This window comes from Micromonospora sp. BQ32 (genome assembly GCF_059358895.1).
Genome location: NZ_JCADBI010000010.1, coordinates 161915 through 180561 on the forward strand (window position 1 = coordinate 161915; position 18647 = coordinate 180561).

Annotated in this window: 13 protein-coding genes and 2 tRNA genes; 10 read left to right on the plus strand and 5 right to left on the minus strand. The window is 71.5% G+C overall.

Going from position 1 to position 18647, the window contains the following annotated elements:
- Nucleotides 1–68 precede the first annotated feature (68 nt).
- Nucleotides 69–1376: a zinc-dependent metalloprotease gene (locus AC5L30_RS20175; protein ID WP_494869078.1), complete on the minus strand. Its 1308-nt coding sequence runs from the start codon at nt 1374–1376 to the stop codon at nt 69–71.
- Between the two features lie 115 nt (nt 1377–1491).
- On the opposite strand from AC5L30_RS20175, the gene AC5L30_RS20180 reads away from it, so the two are divergent.
- From AC5L30_RS20180 to AC5L30_RS20205, 6 genes are all read left to right on the plus strand, one after another.
- A complete protein-coding gene (locus AC5L30_RS20180) occupies nt 1492–2505 on the plus strand; it encodes a YlbL family protein (protein ID WP_494869079.1) in 1014 nt (337 codons plus the stop codon).
- Nucleotides 2506–2601: 96 nt separating this feature from the next.
- A complete protein-coding gene (locus tag AC5L30_RS20185; protein ID WP_494869081.1) occupies nt 2602–5601 on the plus strand; it encodes a UPF0182 family membrane protein in 3000 nt (999 codons plus the stop codon).
- 190 nt (nt 5602–5791) lie between these two features.
- Nucleotides 5792–6301 carry a SigE family RNA polymerase sigma factor gene (locus AC5L30_RS20190; RefSeq protein WP_494869083.1) on the plus strand — a complete coding sequence of 170 codons (510 nt, stop codon included), beginning with the start codon at nt 5792–5794 and terminating at the stop codon, nt 6299–6301.
- Nucleotides 6291–7220, plus strand: coding sequence for a hypothetical protein (locus AC5L30_RS20195; RefSeq protein WP_494869085.1), 930 nt, complete (start codon nt 6291–6293; stop codon nt 7218–7220). Before AC5L30_RS20190 ends, AC5L30_RS20195 begins: the two co-directional genes overlap by 11 nt.
- 88 nt (nt 7221–7308) lie before the next feature.
- Nucleotides 7309–7382: transfer RNA gene (locus AC5L30_RS20200), tRNA-Met, on the plus strand.
- Between the two features lie 144 nt (nt 7383–7526).
- Nucleotides 7527–7603, plus strand: a tRNA-Met gene (locus AC5L30_RS20205).
- Between the two features lie 115 nt (nt 7604–7718).
- On the opposite strand, the gene AC5L30_RS20210 is transcribed toward AC5L30_RS20205, so the two are convergent.
- Nucleotides 7719–11498 carry a S8 family serine peptidase gene (locus AC5L30_RS20210; protein ID WP_494869087.1) on the minus strand — a complete coding sequence of 1260 codons (3780 nt, stop codon included), beginning with the start codon at nt 11496–11498 and terminating at the stop codon, nt 7719–7721.
- Between the two features lie 164 nt (nt 11499–11662).
- Between AC5L30_RS20210 and AC5L30_RS20215 the strand changes: the two genes are divergently transcribed.
- On the plus strand, nt 11663–11911 hold the full coding sequence (locus AC5L30_RS20215; RefSeq protein ID WP_396709684.1) for a hypothetical protein: 249 nt from the start codon (nt 11663–11665) through the stop codon (nt 11909–11911).
- 56 nt (nt 11912–11967) lie between these two features.
- On the opposite strand, the gene AC5L30_RS20220 is transcribed toward AC5L30_RS20215, so the two are convergent.
- The gene (locus tag AC5L30_RS20220; protein WP_494869089.1) at nt 11968–13299 is read right to left on the minus strand and encodes an ABC transporter substrate-binding protein; all 1332 of its coding nucleotides are present in this window, start codon (nt 13297–13299) and stop codon (nt 11968–11970) included.
- Between the two features lie 138 nt (nt 13300–13437).
- Between AC5L30_RS20220 and AC5L30_RS20225 the strand changes: the two genes are divergently transcribed.
- Entirely contained in the window at nt 13438–14271 is an 834-nt protein-coding gene (locus tag AC5L30_RS20225) for a phosphoribosylaminoimidazolesuccinocarboxamide synthase (RefSeq protein ID WP_494869091.1), read from the plus strand.
- Between the two features lie 15 nt (nt 14272–14286).
- Here AC5L30_RS20225 and glpK read toward each other — a convergent pair whose 3' ends face one another.
- A complete protein-coding gene (gene glpK / locus AC5L30_RS20230; protein WP_494869093.1) occupies nt 14287–15771 on the minus strand; it encodes a glycerol kinase GlpK in 1485 nt (494 codons plus the stop codon).
- Between the two features lie 101 nt (nt 15772–15872).
- On the opposite strand from glpK, the gene AC5L30_RS20235 reads away from it, so the two are divergent.
- Nucleotides 15873–16811, plus strand: coding sequence for a ribose-phosphate diphosphokinase (locus tag AC5L30_RS20235; protein WP_091406120.1), 939 nt, complete (start codon nt 15873–15875; stop codon nt 16809–16811).
- Nucleotides 16812–16926: 115 nt separating this feature from the next.
- Here the strand turns inward: AC5L30_RS20235 and AC5L30_RS20240 are convergent, their stop codons facing one another.
- Nucleotides 16927–17382 (minus strand): ATP-binding protein, encoded by a 456-nt coding sequence (locus AC5L30_RS20240; protein ID WP_494869095.1) that lies wholly within the window; start codon nt 17380–17382, stop codon nt 16927–16929.
- 119 nt (nt 17383–17501) lie between these two features.
- On the opposite strand from AC5L30_RS20240, the gene macS reads away from it, so the two are divergent.
- Complete coding sequence (macS, locus tag AC5L30_RS20245; protein ID WP_494869097.1) at nt 17502–18635, plus strand: MacS family sensor histidine kinase; 1134 nt, start codon at nt 17502–17504, stop codon at nt 18633–18635.
- The last annotated feature ends 12 nt before the right edge of the window (nt 18636–18647 follow it).

Sequence of the window (18647 nt, forward strand, 5' to 3'; positions counted from 1 at the left end):
CCGAACGCGCCCGGGTGCCCGCTGTCGATCTTGCGGGCACCCGGGCGCAGGCCGTCGTTGCGCGGACGTCAGGACTTGGCGTCGCCGTCGCCGTCGGGCTCGCCGGGCTGACCCGGCTGATCCGACTGGCCGGGGGCCTTCTCCTCCACCCCGCCGGGGGCGGTGAAGTCGAAGCTGTCCAGCTCGCTGAGGTCCATGTCGTTCATCGCGAAGGCGACCGGGTCGGCGAAGTCGTCGTCCGACGGGAGCAGGTCCGGGTGGCCCCAGACCGCGTCGCGGCCTTCGATGCCACGGTGCTGGGTGAGCGCGGCCCAGAGCGCCGCGGCCTCGCGCAGCCGGCGAGGGCGCAGTTCCAGACCGACCAGCGCGGCGAAGGTCTGCTCGGCGGGACCGCCGGCGGCCCGGCGACGGCGGAACGCCTCGCCCAACCGGACGACGTTGGGCAGCCGGTCGCTGGCGGCGCTGTCCACGACGTGGCACACCCAGCCCTCGACCAGGGCGAGTGCGGTTTCCAGACGGGCCAGTGAGGCCTTCTGCGCCGGAGTGTCCTCCGGGGTGAAGATGCCCTCCAGGGCGATCGCCTGCATCGACTCGGGGTCGGTCGGGTCGACCCGGCCCATCGCCTCCTCGATCGCCTCCCGGTTGACCCGGATGCCCGCGGCGTACATCTCGACGGCGCTGAGCACATGCCCACGCAGCCACGGGACGTGCTGGAACAGCCGCTGGTGGGCCGCCTCGCGCAGCGCCACGTAGAGGCGGACCTCGTCCTCGGGCAGCTCCAGGCCCTCGCCGTACGCCCGGATGTTGGCCGGGATCAGCGCGGCCGTGCCGGCCGGGCCGAGCGGCAGCCCGATGTCGCCGGCGGAGAGCACCTCCGCGGCGAGCGAACCGAGGGCCTGGCCCAGCTGGCCGCCGAAGAGCGCGCCACCGAGGGAGGCCACCATCGACTGCATCGGGCCGAGCTGGGCGCGCGCCTCCGGTGGCACCAGGTCGCCCATCGCGCCGACCATCCGGCTGGCGACCGGGTCGCACAGCTTGCGCCACACGTCCAGCGTCTTGAAGATCCACTCGTTGCGGTTCCACGCAACCGGGTTCTGGATGCCGGAGGGCCACGCCGAGGCGGGCTCCAACCACAGGTCGGCGAGGCGCAGCGCCTCCTCGACCGCGTTGCGTTCGTACATCGACACCGCCGGGTCACCGGCGGCCGCGAGCTGGCTGGCTGCTACCTGCCGGGCCAGGTCCCAGTTGACCGGCCCGCTGCCCGGCGCGGAGAGCAGGTGCTGCAACTGCGACATGAACTGCTGCATCTGCGCGGGATCGTTGGGGTCTGGTGGCTGCCCACCCGGGAGCGCGAAACCGAACGGAATATCAGGCACGACATCTACGGTACGCGGACCGCGCCCCAGGTAGCCGCCGCTGGCGTTGCGCTGAGGGCGAAGTCGCGCGGCGCATCCGGCGGGTGAGGCGTACCCGGTCGGTACGCTCTGCGGCATGAGACGTCGTGGCCTGACGGTCCTGCTCGGTGCCCTGTTCACCGCCCTGCTGAGCATCGGGGTGCTCCGGGTGCCGATTCCGTACGTGGTGCTGGGCCCGGGGCCGACGGTCAACACCCTCGGTACTACCGACGGCAAGGAGGTCATCCAGGTCTCCGGTCGGGAAACCTCGACCTCGGCCGGCCAGTTGCGGCTGACCACGGTGGGGGTGCAGCCCACGGTGCGGTTGCGTGGGGCGATCGCGGGCTGGTTCTCGGACGACGAGGCGGTGGTGCCGCGCGAGCTGGTCTACCCGCCGGGGGAGTCGACGGAGCAGGTCGAGCAGCGCAACGCCGAGGACTTCAAGGCGTCGCAGACCAGCGCGGAGACCGCCGCCCTGCGGGAGCTGGGCTTCCCGGTGCAGGTGGTGATCAAGACGGTGGCCGGGGACGGCCCGGCGGCCGGGGCGCTGAAGGCCGGCGATCTGATCACCTCGGTCGACGGCCAGCCGGTGCCGGTGGCCGCGAAGGTCACCGAGCTGGTCCGGGCCAAGCCGGCGGGCACGGCGTTGACCATCGGCTACACCCGCGACGGCGTGCCGGCCACCGCGACGGTGACCAGTCAGGAGCAGGACGGCCGACCGCGCATCGGTGTCGAGATCGATCAGCAGCAGCCGCACCCGTTCACGCTCGGCATCGACCTGGGGGACATCGGTGGGCCGAGCGCCGGTCTGATGTTCGCCCTGGGGATCGTGGACAAGTTGACCCCGGCCGACCTCACCGGCGGCCAGATCATCGCCGGCACCGGCACCATCGACGACGAGGGCGCCGTCGGCCCGATCGGCGGAATCGCCCAGAAGCTGGTCGGCGCCAAGCGCGCCGGGGCCAAGGTCTTTCTGGTGCCGGCGGACAACTGCGCCGAGGCGGTCCGCAATCCGCAGCCCGGTCTGCCGCTGTTGCGGGTGGGCTCGTTGGACGAGGCGATGACCGCTCTGGAGACGTTGCGCGCGGGCGGTCAGCCGACGCGTTGCTGACCGGTGTGACCGTGCCCCGACACGCTCAGGAACACCCCGTACTCTGGGTGCCTGGTCGGAGCCGATCATATCGAGCGTGCGGAGCCAACAGTGGTCATGCGTAGCAGCAGCCCCCTTCCGAGGATGAGCCGGCGCGGGCGCGTCACGATCGCCGTCCTGGTCGGGGTTTTCGTGCTCTTCACCCTGCTCGGCTGGGGTGTCCAGGCGTGGACCGACTGGCTCTGGTTCGACGAGGTCCAATACACCGAGGTCTTCACCGGCGTCCTGCTCACCCGCCTGGTGCTCTTCCTCGCCATCGGCCTCGGCATGGCGGTGATCGTCGGTGGCAACCTGTGGCTGGCCTACCGGCTGCGCCCGCGACTGCGTCCGCACTCGGTGGAGCAGGCCACCCTGGAGCGCTACCGGATGGCGCTCAGCCCGCGTCTCGGCACCTGGATCTCGCTGACCGCCGCGGTGGTCGGGCTCTTCGCCGGTCTCTCCGCGCAGAACCGGTGGAACCAGTGGCTGCTCTTCCGCAACGGCGGTGACTTCGGCATCAAGGACCCGGAGTTCGGGGTCGACATCGGCTTCTACGTCTTCCAACTGCCGTTCTGGCGTTACCTGCTCGGGGTCGCCTTCACCGCGGTGGTGCTGGCCGTGATCGGCGCGCTGGCGGTGCACTACCTCTTCGGCGGGGTTCGCCTGCAGGGCGTCGGCGACCGGATGAGCAACGCGGCCCGCGCGCACCTGAGCACCCTGGTCGCGGTCTTCGTGCTGTTGAAGGCGATCGCGTACGTGTTGGACCGGCGGGCCATGCTGCTGGAGTACAACGAGGGCGCCAAGTTGTACGGCGCCGGCTACGCCGACGTCAACGCGTTGCTGCCGGCGAAGGAGATCCTCGCCTACATCTCGATCGTGGTGGCGATCGCGATCATCGTGTTCTCCAACGCCTGGATGCGGAACCTGGTCTGGCCGGGGATCTCGCTGGCGCTGCTCGGCGTGTCCGCGGTGGCCATCGGCGGCATCTACCCCTGGGCGGTGCAGACCTTCGAGGTCAAGCCGAGCGCCAAGGACAAGGAAGCGCCGTACATCCAGCGCAGCATCGACGCGACGCGGGCGGCGTTCGGGTTGGGGGCCACCGAGACGACCCCGTACGCGGCGAACAACCTCACCCCACCGGCGAACCTGGCCACCGACACCTCGGTGGTGTCGAACGTGCGGCTGCTCGACCCACAGCTGGTCAGCGAGACGTACACCCAGCTCCAGCAGGTGCGTGGCTTCTACGACTTCGGTCCGAAGCTGGACATCGACCGGTACGGGGTGAACGGCAAGGTCTCCGACTACGTGGTCGGCGTCCGGGAGATCAACTACGGCGAGTTGACCGACCAGCAGAACACCTGGATCAACCGGCACACCGTCTACACCCACGGGTACGGGCTGGTGGCCGCCCCGGGCAACCAGGTGGTCTGCGGCGGGCAGCCGTTCTTCGTCTCCGGCTTCCTCGGCGAGAAGACCCAGGAGGCGTGCTCCTCGCAGACCGAGCAGATCCCGGCCAAGCAGCCGCGCATCTACTACGGCGAGCGGATGGCGGCCGACGACTACGCCATCGTCGGGCAGTCCGACCCGAACAAGAAGGCCGAGTTCGACCGGCCGGTCGGTGAGGGCGGCGGCGAGTCCTACACCTACACCGGTGAGGGCGGTGTGGAGATCGGCTCCTTCACCCGGCGACTGCTGTACGCCATCAAGGAGCAGGAGTCGAACTTCCTGCTCTCCGAGGCGGTCAACAAGGACTCCAAGCTGCTCTACGTGCGTAACCCGCGCGACCGGGTGGAGAAGGTCGCGCCGTTCCTCACCCTGGACGGCGACCCGTACCCGGCAGTGGTCGACGGTCGGGTGCAGTGGATCGTGGACGGCTACACCACGGCGGCCTCCTACCCGTACGCGGAGAAGGTCAACCTGCAGACCGAGACCACCGACGAGTTGACCAACCGGGGCACCTTCCAGCTGGCCCGGGAGGACGTCAACTACATGCGCAACTCGGTGAAGGCCACCGTCGACGCGTACGACGGCACGGTGAAGCTCTACGAGTACGACGACACCGACCCGGTGCTCAAGGCGTGGAACAAGGCGTTCGGCGGTGACCTGGTGCTGCCGAAGGCGGAGATCCCGGTCGAGCTGAGCGAGCACCTGCGCTACCCGGCGGACATGTTCAAGGTGCAGCGCAACCTGCTCACCAAGTTCCACGTGACGAACCCGGGTGACTTCTACTCCGCGCAGGACTTCTGGCAGGTTCCCAACGTGCCGGACGCTCCGGACAGCGGTCAGAAGCAGCCTCCGTACTACCTGTTCACCCAGTTCCCGGGGCAGGAGAGCCCCCGCTTCCAGCTCACCTCGGCGGTCACCCCGAACGGCCGGCAGAACCTCGCGGCGCTGATCTCCGGGTCGTACGTCGAGGGGAAGCCCCGGCTGGAGGTGCTGGAGTTGCCGGATCAGACCCGGATCTCCGGCCCGGTGCAGGTGCACCAGCAGATGACGAACAACGCGAACATCCGCCAGCAGCTCAACCTGCTCTCCAGCAACCAGGCGCAGGTGCAGTACGGCAACCTGCTCTCGTTGCCCTTCGCCGACGGGATGCTCTACGTCGAGCCGGTCTACGTGAAGAGCAACCAGCAGGACGCGTACCCGCTGTTGCAGAAGGTGCTGCTCTCGTACGGTGATGGTGGCTCCTTCGTGGCGCTCGCCGACAACATCAACGACGGCATCAAGCAGCTGGTCGAGCAGGGCAAGAAGGCTGGGCAGGGCACGTCGCCGCCACCGACGACCGGGGGCAACCCGACGACGCCCACGCCGACGCCTTCGGGGACGGCGACGCCACCGCCGACGCCGACGCCGACCCCGAGCGCCGGCACCCCACCGCCGACCGGTGACCTGGCTGCCGCCGCGGACCGGGTGCAGACCGCGATCACCGAGGTCCGGGCCGCGCAGACGTCCGGCGACTTCGAGCGGTACGGGCGGGCGCTGAAGGCGTTGGACGAGGCGCTCACCGCGTTCCAACAGGCGCAGCAGGCCGCCGGCACGGGTGGTGCGCCGGGTGCCAGCCCGAGCGCCGGCGGCTGACCCGCCACCCACGGAGTCACCTCGCCGAGCCCCCGTCGTCCGGACCGCGTCAGGTCCGAACGGCGGGGGCTCTGCCGTGTCCTGATCTGTGCGCATCTGTCACGTCACCGACAGCACCCCCCAGCCCCGCAACCTGCGACGCCGGTCCGCCGTCCTCATTGCGACGGGGTGGGAACGAGGGGGGGCGACCGTGCGGGACGCGCAGAGCTTCGATGACTTCTACCGCAGCACCGGGCGGCGGATGGTGCGGTACGGCTATGCGGTAGCTGGCGACCACAGCGAGGCGCAGGACCTGGTGCAGGAGGCGTACACCCGGGCCTGGCGGCAGTGGGGGCGACTGTCGTCGCATCCGGCGCCGGAGGCGTGGCTGCGGCTCGTGGTGGCCCGGCTGGCGACCGACCGCTGGCGGCGTCTGCACCGTTGGCGGGTGGTGCTGAGCCGTACCGGACCACCGGCGGTCGCACCTCCGCCGAGCGAAGACGGGGTGCTCCTGGTCGGGGCGCTCCGGCAGCTGCCCGCCACGCACCGGCAGGCGCTGGCCCTGCACTACCTCTTCGACATGTCCGTCGAGGAGATCGCCCGGGAGACCGACGTCCCGGTCGGCACCGTGAAGTCCTGGCTGTCCCGAGGTCGGTCCCGGCTGGCCGCGCTGCTGCCCGACCTCTGCGCCGTGGAGTTGGAGGCGAACGATGTCAGTTGAACTCGCTGACCTGTACCGGTCGCTCAGCACCGTCGCGGACGCCCACGAGCTGACCCACCCCGAGTCGCTTCGGCGGTTCGCCGACCGGCGGGCCCGAGCCCGGATCGCCGGCTCGACGCTCGCGGTGGTGCTGCTCGTGGGCGGGGTGGCCGTCGGTGGCCGACTGGCGTACCCGGCGGACGGCTCCGCACCGCTGCCGCCGCCCGCCGGCACCCCTGGCCCGGTGCCGACCGAGGCGACTCCCCGGCCGTCACCCACGCCGACCCCGGCGTCGACGCCCTCGTCGCCGCCGCCGAGTACCACCCCGAGCGGTACGCCCTCGCAGCCGGCCACCAGCGCGGCAGCACCTCAGCCGCCCACCTCGATTCCGGACCGCGCGTTCTTCGTGCTGGCTGCTCCGAACCGGACCGGCTTGGAGTCACGGGCGGGGGGCCCGGTGCTGCCGACGCTCTGCGGCACGCGGCTGCCCAGCGACTCGGCGACGGTTCAGCGTCGTGGCCGGTATCTGGCGTACAAGTTGCCGGAGACGCCGACGGGGAACGTGCCGGACGGCAGCTACCGGCACACCATCACCATCTACCGGGCGGGCCGTGCCGACGACGCGTTACGGGAGCTGCGGCAGGCCGTGCGCGGCTGCCCCGACCAGAAGCTGCCCGACGACGGCAGGACGTGGCGACAGCGGCTGTTGACGTCGGTGGGGTACGGGGACGAGTCGGTGCTGTTCGAGATGCGCGCCCCGATGCCGGACGGGATGGGCGAACCGGGCACGGACGAGGTTCGGCTGGTCCGGGTGGTCCGGATCGGCGACGTGGTGACGGTGCTCTGGGAGCAGGGTTGGGAGCACACGGCAGCCGTCCGGTCTCAGGTCGACGCGGACAGCCGACGGGCGGTGACGGCGATCGAGAACTGGCTCGACTGACAACGGCCCAGGTCAGGGCTGTCGGCGAGAGTGGTATCGGCGTCGCTTTGCGGTGTCCCGGGTCGGTGCGCTACGGTTATCGAGCCGACGCGGGGTGGAGCAGCTCGGTAGCTCGCTGGGCTCATAACCCAGAGGTCGCAGGTTCAAATCCTGTCCCCGCTACGAGAGAAAGCCCGTCCCGGGAACGCCGGGGCGGGCTTTCGACATTGTCCGGCACGTTGGGCATCGTCGGGTACGGGTGCCCGCAGCGGTTGGTGACCCCGGTGATCATCGCCCAGAACGGGTGGGTTAGTCTTAACCAGTCGACGCGGGGTGGAGCAGCTCGGTAGCTCGCTGGGCTCATAACCCAGAGGTCGCAGGTTCAAATCCTGTCCCCGCTACCACTGAAAGTGATAGCAGTCCGGCCCCCACAGTGTGGGGGCCGGACTTGTTTTACCGCCAGCTGGGGCGAGGGCCCCGAAGGGGCCGGCACCGCCACGGCACCGGCCCCCGAGGGTTCTACCGCAGGCCGAAGGCCCGGGTGATGGTCTGGGTGACGCCGCCACCGTTGCGCTGCTTGGCGGTGACCCGGATCGACACGAAGTCGGCCCGGTGCGGCGCGTTCACAGACGCCTGCCAGCTGCCCTTCTTCTCCTTCAGCTCCTGCCGCTGCCAGGTCGCCCCGTCGTCGTAGGAGATCTCCAGCTGGAGCGACGACACGGCGTCCCGAGCCGCGGCGCTGCCCACCACCACGGGCATGATCGCGAAGTCGGTGCGGCGCTTCGCCCGACCCGCGAGGTCCACGTCCGTCCCGTAGTCCAGTTGGACCAGCGGGATGGCCTGCACCTCGGTGCTGCCGCCGGAGACGAAGCTCCACTCCGTGTGCGTGGCGGTCGAGTACGGGCTGAACTCGGGCTTGCCCTTGGTCTCGACGACCAGCCGGTACGGCAGTTTCTCCGGCGACAGGTCACCCGCGCCGACCTCCGGCCAGCCGTCGAACCGGGTCAGCTGCTTCTCGCCCTGGTAGAACGTGGCGATCTGGGACATGCTGGCCCCGCCGCTGTGTGCGGCACCCGCGTCGCCGAAACCCTGGATGTAGGCGCTCATGGCGGTCTCACCACGGAACGGGATCTCGGTGCTGAGCAGCCGTGGCCGGGTGATGGGCCCGAACCAGCGGTCCTTCTGGACACTGCCCGGCCGGTAGGCGATGGCCTCGGTGTTGGACCGCGCCCAGTCGGCGACGTCGGCGTACTGCATCCACTTGACGCCGCCACCCGCGGAGACCCAGTCGGTACGCGGCCCCGGCGCGACCGGCTCGAACGGGAACGGGCGTGCCGCCGCGTACTCGTACGGGGGAAAGTCCATCCGCGTCTCGCTGGACTGCTTCCCCGGGGGCGGGGAGAAGGTGAGATCGATCCGGGCCAGGTTGCGCGGGTCGGTCCTGGCGGACGGATCCCTCGGGACCCCGCCACGGTGGTAGTCCACCAGGTCGTACAGGTACGTCGCCCTGGGGTGGGCGACCACGACCAGTCGTACCGGGTTGCGACCCGCAGCGGTGATCTTCTGGATCAGCGCCTCGCCGTCGTCCATGGTCACCGAGGCCACCGGGATCGGTCCGGTCGTCACGGCGTCGGGGTTGCCGTACCAGTCGCTCTTGCGGCCCGGCCGGTCGTTGACCACGACGAGCATCGCCGCACCGGCGGTGTGCGCCGCCGCTGCCTGATCCGTGGGGGTCACCGAGTCGTTGCCGCGGACGACCACGGCCTTGCCCCGGGCGGAGAGGCCGGCGTAGTCGGCGGTGCCACCGACGCCCGCGAAGGCCGCGTCCAGGCGCGAGGTGCCGTCGGGCAGCGGCGGGGAACCGGGTTGCGCGAGCGGGTCGCTGAGGTGCCGGCCGTGGTAGCTGATCGCCAGCGGCGTCTGCTCGGCGCGGATGCGGGTGGTGAAGACGAAGCTGCCCTTCTTCACCTTGTCCCCGGTGGGCAGGGCCCACAGGCTGTCGTAGGCGGCGCCCGGCCAGAAGGTCTCGCGGAGGGCGCTCCAGTCGGTGGGTGTCGGCTCGCTCGAGGTGAAGGAGCGGTAGACGTCGATTCTGCTGTTGACGACGGCGGTCGGCTGGGGTGTCGCCACCTTCACCTGGCGGGCCCGCGCGGCGTCGAGTTCCACGACCCGGTTGGTCGTCAGGTCGACCTCGGGTGCGGTCAGCATCGCGAGCCCGAGGGAGCGGGGCCCGTGCAGACCCTCCACGTCCGCCGTCGCGACGACGGTGTAGGAGCCGGGCGCCAACCGGGCGGTGAGCTTCCCGTCCGGCACCCACATGAACGCGGAGCCCGTCTCGGCGTTGACGACCTCGACCTCACCGCTCATCGGCCGGCCGGCGCGGTCCTTCAGGTGGAGGGTGAGGTCGTACTTCTTGGACTCGACGGCGACCCCGACGGCCGTGTGCACCTCGCCGGCCGCGAACCGGGCCGCGACCTGGGCGGAGTACCTGCCGGCGGGAAGGCCGGCCGGGGCCACCACGACGTCGGCCGTCGCGCTGGCCCGAGCGGGCACGGTGACCCGGTCGGTGGTTGCCGTGAACGTCTGTGCGGGGGAGGCGCCGCGCTCGACGGAGAGCTCCAACGTGATCGGGTTGTCCGTGGTGTTGGTGTAGGTGATCGTCCGCCTGATCGGCTGTGGTGTGCTGCCCGGCGACCACCTGACGAGTCCGGCGTCCACCGATCCGGTCGCGATGACCTGGTCCTGGTGGTAGGCGGCGGCCACGTTCAGCCGACCACTACCGGCCTGGTAGGCGTTGTAGTCGGGCGTGCGGACGCTGGTGCTCATCAGCGCGTCTTTGATCTGGCGCGCGCTCCAGGTCGGCTGTTTCTGCGCCAGCAGGGCGGCCGCCCCGGCGACGTGGGGCGCGGCCATCGAGGTGCCACTGTTGAGGTAGTAGTAGCCCTCCCCCCAGGGGATGTGCTGCGAGCGCGCCGCCAGCACGTCCACCCCGGGAGCGGTCATGTCGGGCTTGAGGGCCTCGTCGTTCATCCGGGGACCGACGCTGGAGAAGTCCGCCAGGTGGTCGGAGGTGTCCACCGCGCCGATGGTCAGCGCAGCGTCCGCGGTGCCCGGCGCGCCAAGGGTGTACGGATCTGGTCCGCTGTTGCCGGCGGCGACGACGAAGAGCGCGCCCGTCTCGGCGGTCAGCTGGTTGACGGCCTGGCTCAGCGGGTCGTCCTGGGTGTGCCACGCGCTCACGCCGAGGCTCATGTTGATCACTTTGGCGTGCTCGGCCCGCGCCGCCCACTCCATGCCCGCGATGATCCCGGAGATCGACCCGCTGCCGTACTCGTCGAGGACCTTGCCCACCACCAGGTCGGCGTCGGGGGCCACGCCCCGTTCCTTGCCGCCGGAGGCGGCGCCCGTCCCGGCGACGGTGGAGGCGGTGTGGGTGCCGTGCCCGTTCCGGTCGATCACGTCCTGGCCGGGGATGAAGCTCCGGGAGGCCACCACCCGGTCGGCGAGATCCGGGTGGGTGGTGTCCACGCCGCTGTCCAGGACGGCGACCCGGACACCGTTGCCGGTGCCACCGGCGGCCCAGGCGGCGGGTGCGCCGATCTGGGCGGTGGTGTCGGCCAGGGTGGCCTTCGCCTTGCCGTCGAGCCACACCTTGTCGACGCCGGCGGTGAAGGAGGGGCCCGTGGTGGCAGCGCTGCGGCCGATCGGCAGCGGTCCACCGGTGAGGGCCGACCAGAAGTCAGCGGCCTGCGCTCGGCGGGTACGGATCGCCTCACCCCGGACGGAGGGAAGCTCCAGCGTGGTCTGCGCGCCCGGCAGGGTGGTGCCGGTCCTGAGCTTCGCCGAACCCGTCGTGCGGGTGACGATCAGGGGGAGTTCGGCGGTCCGCGCGTCGTCGAAGCCCTGCGCGATCAGTTGGGTGACGTCGAACAGTTGCTTGTCGAGTCGACCGGTGGCGAGGTAGGGCAGCGCCTCGTCCGGGTACACGTAGGTGTCCCCGCCCTCGGTGGAGATGCGCACCGAGCCGGTGGCGCCGGGGGCGCGCTTGACGTCCACCGAGGGGGTCGCGCCGTGGACGCCCGGGGTCACCGTCACCCGGTCGCCGGTGATCAGCGTGACCGTGACGGGTGCGCGATCCGCGTTGCCGCTCGGAGCGGGTCTCGTCGGCGGCGGTGTGGGCGGCGGGGCGCCGTGCGCCGCCGCGGGGGTGAGAAGTGCGGCGACGAGGGTGACGCCGACCGCTGCCGCCGCGGATCTTCGGGTGCGAGAGATCCGCGCACTGTCTACAGAGTTGACCATGAGGCGAATCCGATCACCTCACGAGATTCATGTAAAGATCATCGTCTTTGCCGGGACGTTGCGAGCACGTTGCGCGCTGGCCGGAGAGCTTCCGGACGATCCCGGTTCCGTGATTCGGCGTGGACCGACGTGCCGAGGTTGCGCCCTTCGGCGAGGATGGGCACATGTCTTCATTCGGTAAGTGGTGGGGCCGCCTGAGCGCGGTCTTCGGTGCGGTCGTACTGGCGGTCTTCGTGCCCGTGGCGGCCTGGGCGTCCACGGGCACGGGCGAACTCGTGGTGGAGGCCGCCCGGCGGCGGGGCCGCGGCGGCTTCGGGGTGCTCCCGCTGCTCTGCTGCCTGGTGGTGGTCGCGATCGTGGTGTTCCTGGTGCTGCGTCTGATGCGCAATCGCCGGGGTGGCCCGCCGCGCTGACCGGGCCGGAGGGCCGACAGGTCACCAGCGGCCGGCTCCGGGCCGGCCGCCGGTGCTCACACCGCCAGGGCCGCGATGGCCTGGGACAGGAAGCGCGCGGTGGCCTCGCGGGTGCCGTCGCGCTTGACGCGGATGCGCTCGGCGGCGGTGACCAGCAGGGTGCGTACCTTGGCGTGCCCCTTGGGTGGCGGCGCCGGCGCCGGCCCGAGCAGGTCAGCGATGCTGGCGCCGAACGCGGCGGCACGTCGCTCGGCCGGGTCGGTGATGCTGCCCTCGGCGTAGCGGCGGACCGCGGCGCTGGGGTTCAGCCCACGCTCGTGGCCGAGGACGGTGCCGACCTCACCATTGGTGGTCAAAAAGTTGATCACGTCGGCCACCGCGTCCGGATGGCGGGTGCCCCTGAACGCCGCCCAGTACATCGACGCCCGCGCCCACTGAGCCCCCGAAGGGCCGGGGAAGCCGACGATGCCCAACTCGGACTCGGTGAGTCGTTGCAGCTCCGGTAGCTGGTGCGACCAGGCGAAGGACGCGGCGGTCGCCCCGTTCACCACCAGTTGCCGGGCTGGCTCGCCGCTGTCGGCCTGTTCGACCAGCGCCGCGCTCGGCGTGGCCCGCCCCCTGCGGGCCCGCTGCCACAGCTCGAACCACGCGATCAGCTCGTCCGCGCCGAAGCCGAGCTGGTTGCCCCGGTAGAACTCGCCGCCCTGCGACCGCAGCCAGAGCCAGAGCGCCCGGTAGTCGCCCGATCCGTCCATCGTGCCGGCCACCCGGCCGTCGCTGGCCTCGGTGACCTGCGTGGCCCAGGAGATGTAGTCGGGCCAGGTCATCCCGGCGCGTGGCTCCGGCACCTCCAGCTCCCGCAGCAGGTCCCGGTTGAACACCACGACGGCGTGGGTCTGCCCGGCGGCCACCGCCATCGTCCGCCCCTCCACCGTGCCGTAGCGGATCAGGCCCTCCGGCAGGCCCCGAAGATCCAGGTGGTTGTTGGCGGCCTGGTCGGTGAGGTCGAGGATGACCTGACGTTGGGTGTACTCGGTCAGCATGGCGTCGTCGATCTGGATCAGGTCCGGTACGTTCCCGCCGCCCGCCTGGGTGGCCAGCCGGTCGTAGTAGCCGTCGGCGCCCTGCCAGGTGACCCGGAAGGTGACCCGGGGGTTGCGGTCCGAGTAGAGCCGCAGCGCCTTCTCGGTGAGCTCGGCCCGCTTGGTGCCGCCCCACCAGAAGACCGACAGCTCGACCGGCCCGTCCTGGGTCGAGGTGGCGGCGCCGTCGCTGCACGCCGCCAGCCCGCCCGACGCGAGCAGAGGTGCGCCGAGCAGCGCGCTGAGCAGGCGGCGCCGGCCCGGGTCGGCGCCGAGGCGGTCGAGCGGGGGTCGAACAACGGGCACGGGGCTCTCCTGGACCTACGGGGGCGGCGGTCGGACCATTCACGCAGGCAGCGCACGAAGGTGTCAACGTCCGTCCGGTCACCCTCGGCCGGGTGGTCGAATCGGGCCCTTCCACTGTCGCGTGGTGTACTAGGGCGCGTGGAACTTCTGCACTCGGGCAAGGTCCGGGACGTCTACGCCGACGGCGACGACCTGATCCTGGTGGCCTCGGATCGCATCTCGATCTACGACGTGGCGCTGCCGACGCCGATCCCGGACAAGGGTCGCCTGCTCACCGCGCTCTCGCTCTGGTGGTTCGAGCAGCTCGCCGACCTGGTGCCGAACCACGTCATCTCGGCCACCGACGTGCCCGCCGAGTTCGCCGGGCGGGCCATCCGCTGCCAGCGGCTGGACATGGTCCCGGTCGAGTGTGTCGCTCGCGGTTACCTGACCGGTGGCGGCCTGCGGGAGTACGAGCAGACCGGCGCGGTCTCCGGCGTGCCACTGCCGCGAGGGCTCGGCGAGGCGTCGATCCTGCCCGAGCCGATCTTCACGCCGTCGAGCAAGGCCCCGGCGGGTGAGCACGACGAGCCCATCACGTACGACGACGTGGTGGACAAGGTGGGTCAGGCCACCGCCGAGCGACTGCGGCAGATCACCCTCGACGTCTACCGGCGCGGCGCCGAGCTGGCCGCCGACCGGGGCATCCTGGTCGCCGACACCAAGCTCGAGCTGGGTTGGGCGCCGGACGGCACGCTGGTCCTCGCCGACGAGCTGCTCACCTCCGACTCGTCGCGGTTCTGGCCGGCCGAGTCGTACCAGCCGGGCCGGGTGCAGTTCTCCTACGACAAGCAGTACGTGCGGGACTGGGCCACCGGCAGCGGCTGGAACAAGCAGGCCCCCGCCCCGGACGTGCCGGCCGAGGTGGTCGAGGCGACCCGGGCCCGCTACGTCGACGTCTACGAGAAGCTCACCGGTAACCGCTGGCAGTGACCGCCGGACCGGCGGTCACTCCACCCAGTCGAGGGTGCGCTGCACGGCCTTGCGCCACTGGCGCAGCTCCTTCTCGCGCAGGTCCGGGGCCATGGCCGGCTCCCACTGCGCGTCGGAGCGCCACTGCGCCCGCAGGGTGGCCAGGTCCGGCCAGAAGCCGACCGCCAGCCCGGCCGCGTACGCCGCGCCCAGGCAGGTGGTCTCGGTGATCCGGGAACGGACCACCGCCACGTCGAGCACATCGGCGAGGAACTGCATGAGCAGGCCGTTGGCGGTCATGCCGCCGTCCACCCGGAGGCGGCGCAGCGCCACATCCGAGTCGGCGTTCATCGCGTCGACCACCTCGCGGGTCTGCCACGCCGACGCCTCCAACACCGCACGCGCCAGGTGGCCCTTGGTGATGTAGCCGGTCAGACCGGCGATCACGCCGCGGGCGTCGCTGCGCCAGTGCGGAGCGAACAGCCCCGAGAACGCCGGCACCACGTAGCAGCCGCCGTTGTCGTCCACGGTGCGGGCCAACTCCTCCACCTCGGCTGCGGTGGAGATCAGCCCGAGGTTGTCCCGCAGCCACTGCACCAGTGACCCGGTGACCGCGATGGCGCCTTCGAGGGCGTACGCCGGTGGTTGGCCCTCGATCCGGTAGGCGACCGTGGTGAGCAGGCCGTGTGTGGACGGCACTGGGCTGGCGCCGGTGTTGAGCAGCAGGAAACTCCCGGTGCCGTAGGTGCACTTCGCCTCACCCGGCTGGAAGCAGGTCTGCCCGAACAGAGCGGCCTGCTGGTCGCCGAGCGCACTGGCCACCGGCACCCCGGCGAGCACCCCGCCGGCCGTGCCGTACACCTCGGCGGAGCAGCGGATCTCCGGCAGCATCGCCGCCGGAACGCCCATCGCGTCCAGCAGCTCCGGGGCCCAGTCCAGGGTCGTGAGGTCCATCAGCATGGTCCGGCTGGCGTTGGTCACGTCGGTGACGTGCTCGCCGGTCAGCTTCCAGATCAGCCAGCTGTCCATGGTGCCGAAGAGCACCTCGCCGCGCTCGGCGCGCTCGCGCAGGCCGTCGACCTCGTCGAGCAGCCAACGCAGCTTCGGCCCGGCGAAGTAGGTGGCCAGCGGCAGGCCGGTGCGGGCCCGGAACTGCTCCTCGCCGTACGCCGAGGCCAGCTCGCGCAGCAGCGGCCCGGTCCGGGTGTCCTGCCAGACGATGGCGTTGGCCACCGGGCGGCCGGTGGCCCGGTCCCAGACGACGGTGGTCTCCCGCTGGTTGGTGATGCCGACGGCGGCCAATCCGGACGCGTCGGTGCCGGCGGCCCGCAGCGCCTCGGCGACCACCTGCTGGACGTTGTCCCAGATCTCCTCGGCGTCGTGCTCCACCCAACCCGGTCGGGGGAAGATCTGCCGGTGCTCGCGCTGGGCCACGGCGACGATGTCCCCGGCCCGGTCGAAGACGATGCACCGCGAGGAGGTGGTGCCCTGGTCGATGGCGGCGACGTACTGGGGGGTCACCGCAGCACCGTACCCGGACGGCGGCGCGGCGCGACAGGCGTCAGGGCGGGTTCCGGCCCGCCGCCGTCGGTGGCCGTCGGCGTCGCCTACGATGTGCGAACGTGCGCGACATCGCAGTTTTCAGTGGAACCGCCCATCCCGACCTGGCTGCCGAGATCTGCGCCCACCTTGGGGTGCCGCTGCACCCGGTGCGGGTCTCCCGGTTCGCGAACGACTGTCTGGAAGTCCAGTTGCAGGCCAACTGCCGGGAGCGGGACGTCTTCCTGATCCAGCCGCTGGTGCCGCCGGTGCAGGAGCACCTGGTCGAGCTGCTGCTGATGATCGACGCCGCCCGGGGCGCCTCCGCCGGTCGGATCACGGTGGTGCTGCCGCACTACGCGTACGCCCGTTCGGACAAGAAGGACGCGCCGCGGATCTCGATCGGCGCGCGGCTCGTCGCTGATCTGCTCACCTCGGCCGGGGCGGACCGGGTGCTCGCGATGACCCTGCACTCGCCGCAGGTGCACGGTTTCTTCAGCGTCCCGGTGGATCACCTTCATGCGCTGCGGGAGCTGGCCACCCACTTCCGGCGCTACGACCTCAGCAACACCGTGGTGGTCTCGCCCGACCTGGGCAACGCCAAGGAGGCGGCGGCCTTCGCCCGGCTGCTCGGCACGCCGGTCGCGGCCGGGGCGAAGCAGCGGTTCAGCGACGACCTGGTCAAGATCAGCGCGGTGATCGGCGACGTGACCGACCGGGACGTCATCGTGTTGGACGACGAGATCGCCAAGGGCAGCACGGTGGTCGAGCTGATGGAGCATCTGCGCGGTCTGAAGGTCCGGTCGATCCGGCTTGCCTGCACGCACGGCCTCTTCTCGGGCGACGCGTTGCAGCGCCTCAGCGACCAGGACGGGGTTCTGGAGATCGTCTGCACCAACACGGTGCCCATCCCGGCCGCCAAGCGGGTCCCCAAGTTGCAGGTGCTGTCGGTGGCCCCCGCCCTGGCCGAGGCGACGCGCCGAATCCACAACGGGGAATCCGTCTCCGCCCTCTTCGCCTGACCCGCCCTCGCCCGTCGCCCCCTCACCCGCGCGATCTTGCAGTTGGTGTCGCCGGGATGAGCGGGTTCGAGTGATTCGTCGGGACAGTAAGTGCAAGATCGCGCGCGGAGACGGGTCAGCGCGGGGTGTGGTTGTGGTTGGTCAGGCCGGCGGTGATGCGGACCGTGGTGCCGGCGGTGCCGGTGACGACCTCCATCGCGTCGGTCAGCTCGCGAGCCAGCCAGAGGCCCCAGCCACCGGCGGTGTCGGGGGCCGGCCGACTGCGGTCGCCCAGCCGCTGCGGGTTGATCCCGTGCCCGTGGTCGGCGACCTCGCAGACCAACACACCCGACTCGTGCCAGAGTCGCAGCCAGCCGCGCCCACCGCCGTGTCGCACCGCGTTGGTGATCAATTCGTTGATCGCGAGCACGAAGTCGTCCAGCCGTTGGCCGTTGAGCCCCGAGGCATGCGCGCAGGAGGTGACCGAGTGTCGAATCTCGGTCACCTGGGCCTGGTCAAAGGCTTCGGCGATCAGGAGGGCAGGTTCGATGGGCACAACCGTACGCGGTGCGTGCGGGTCTGCGTTCGTCATGGGCCCGTCCCGGCGGCGCATCTCGGAGTATTTCGCGGCTTTTCCACCGTACGTCAGGGTTTCCTGAACCGCACTCGCTGCTCGCCGGGCGGCGGCCCGGTTATGGCATCCTGACCGCCATGCCGTCGCCGCCGGGTGGATACGAGGTGCCGCTGTGGCGTGCGCTCACCGTGTTCAGGCTGGCCTCCCTGGCCTACGTCTGCGTGCTCGCGGTGCGCGACGCCGACCGGTACGCCCACCCGTACGCCGTCGGCGTCCTGATCCTGCTGATGATCGCCTGGACCGGGGCGACCGCGGTCGGGTACGCCCGACCGGCCTGGCGGCGCTGGCCGCTGCTGTTGACCGACCTCGGGGTGGTGGTGGCCATCGTGCTGGCCACCCCGTGGGTGGTCGGGCGGACGGCGCTCACCCACGGCGTACCCACCCTGGGGGTGGCCTGGATGGCCGGCCCGGTGCTGGCCTGGGCCGTCTCCGGCGGCCGACGGCGGGGCACCGTCGCCGCGCTGCTGGTGGCCGGCGCGGACCTGGCCACCCGGGAGCGGATCGGCCAGTCCTCGTTCACCGGAGTGATCCTGATGCTGCTCGCCGGAGTGGTGGTCGGGCACGTGGCCCGGCTGGCGGCGAGCGCCGAGGAGCGCCTACAGCGCGCCGTGGAGCTGGAGGCCGCCACCCGGGAGCGGGAGCGGCTGGCCCGGGGCATTCACGACTCGGTGCTCCAGGTGCTGGCGCTGGTACAGCGGCGCGGCGCTGACCTGCCCGGGGAGGCCGGCGAACTGGCCCGGCTGGCGGGTGAGCAGGAGGCGGCGCTGCGGGCGCTGATCACCGGCGGCAGCCCGGCCGCCGGCAGCCTCCCGGACGGCGGCGAGGCGGTGGACCTGCGGACCCTGCTCGGCCGGTACGCCTCGGCGGCGGTGGCGCTCTCCGCCCCGGCCACCCCGGTGCCGCTGCCCCGACGGGTGGCCGGAGAGTTGGCCGCCGCGACCGGCGCGGCCCTGGACAACGTGGGGCGGCACGCCGGTGGGCGGGCCTGGGTGCTGATCGAGGACGAGGGGGCGACGGTGACGGTGTCGATCCGCGACGAGGGGCCGGGCATCCCGGACGGTCGGCTGGACGAGGCGGCCGCCCAGGGGCGGCTCGGCGTGACCCAGTCGATCCGGGGCCGGGTGGCCGACGTGGGCGGCACGGTTCGGATCGTATCCGCCCCCGAGGCGGGCACCGAGATCGAGCTGAGCGTGCCGAGGTCGCCGCGGTGAACCCGATCCGGG

Bases quoted from the DNA above. Each gene is read 5' to 3' on its own strand.
- AC5L30_RS20240 (WP_494869095.1), bottom strand. From the start codon at position 17,382: ATGACGAACGCAGACCCGCACGCACCGCGTACGGTTGTGCCCATCGAA.
- AC5L30_RS20215 (WP_396709684.1), top strand. From the start codon at position 11,663: ATGTCTTCATTCGGTAAGTGGTGGGGCCGCCTGAGCGCGGTCTTCGGT.
- macS (WP_494869097.1), top strand. From the start codon at position 17,502: ATGCCGTCGCCGCCGGGTGGATACGAGGTGCCGCTGTGGCGTGCGCTC.
- AC5L30_RS20195 (WP_494869085.1), top strand. From the start codon at position 6,291: ATGTCAGTTGAACTCGCTGACCTGTACCGGTCGCTCAGCACCGTCGCG.
- AC5L30_RS20210 (WP_494869087.1), bottom strand. From the start codon at position 11,498: ATGGTCAACTCTGTAGACAGTGCGCGGATCTCTCGCACCCGAAGATCC.
- AC5L30_RS20185 (WP_494869081.1), top strand. From the start codon at position 2,602: ATGCGTAGCAGCAGCCCCCTTCCGAGGATGAGCCGGCGCGGGCGCGTC.
- AC5L30_RS20180 (WP_494869079.1), top strand. From the start codon at position 1,492: ATGAGACGTCGTGGCCTGACGGTCCTGCTCGGTGCCCTGTTCACCGCC.